Below are 971 nucleotides of genomic sequence, written 5' to 3'. Positions count from 1 at the left end.
ATGGGTTTCGTGACGCTCGCGCTGGTGTTCTGGGCCTGCCTGCTACTGGTGGCGCACACCTACGTGCTGTTTCCGGTGCTGCTGGGGTGGCTGGCCCGGGGCCGGCGCCAGAATGCCGACGTGTACGCCCCGGCTGCGGCCGACCTGCCGGCTGTGGATATTCTGTTGGCCGCGCACAACGAGGAGGCGGTGATTGAGCAGAAAGTGCGCAGCACCTTCGCGACCACCTACCCGCCCGACCGCCTGCGCCTGCTGGTGGGCTCCGACAATTCTTCGGACCAAACCAACGCGCTGCTGGCGCGGCTGGCCACCGAGTTTCCGCAGCTGCGGTTCGAGGCTTACGGGCAGCGCACGGGCAAGCCCACCGTCATCGAGAATCTGGCTCGGCAGGCCCCGGCCCCGGTGCTGGTGCTCACGGATGCCAACGTGTTTTTCGCCCCCGACACCATCTACGAGCTGGTGAAGCACTTCCGCAACCCGAAAATTGGGCTGGTGGGCGGGCATATTATTAATCCCGAACACCGGGCCGAGGGCATTTCGGGCCAGGAAAAGGCCTACCTGGAGCGCGAGAACGTGCTGAAATACCAGGAGGGCGTGCTGTGGGGGGCCATGATGGGGGCGTTTGGCGGATGCTTCGCGGTGCGGCGGGCCTGCTACCACCCGGCCCCGGCTAGCTTTCTGGTCGATGACTTCTACATCACGCTGGCGGTGCTGCGCGACGGTTACCAAGCCATCAACGAGCTCGACGCGGTGTGCTACGAGGACGTGTCGGACCACCTGCCGGAGGAGTTCCGGCGCAAGGCGCGCATCTCGGCCGGCAACTTCCAGAACCTGGCTGAGTTTCGGGCGCTGCTGTTGCCCAGATGGGGTGGGGTGGCGTTTGCGTGGTGGTCGCACAAGGTGCTGCGCTGGCTCACGCCGCACCTGCTGCTGGTGCTGCTGGCGGCCACGGCGGGGCTGGTGGCGATGGG

At 66.4% G+C, this 971-nt stretch carries 1 protein-coding gene; it reads left to right on the top strand.

Going from position 1 to position 971, the window contains the following annotated elements; all coding sequences use genetic code 11:
• A partial coding sequence (locus tag ACYVDE_RS24275; protein ID WP_460504093.1) for a glycosyltransferase occupies positions 1-971 on the top strand: 971 nt, incomplete at both ends.

The sequence above is a fragment of the Hymenobacter agri genome, assembly GCF_054778495.1.
The sequence above is the reverse complement of the archived record's forward strand: the minus strand, read 5'-3'. Positions and strand labels throughout refer to the sequence as shown.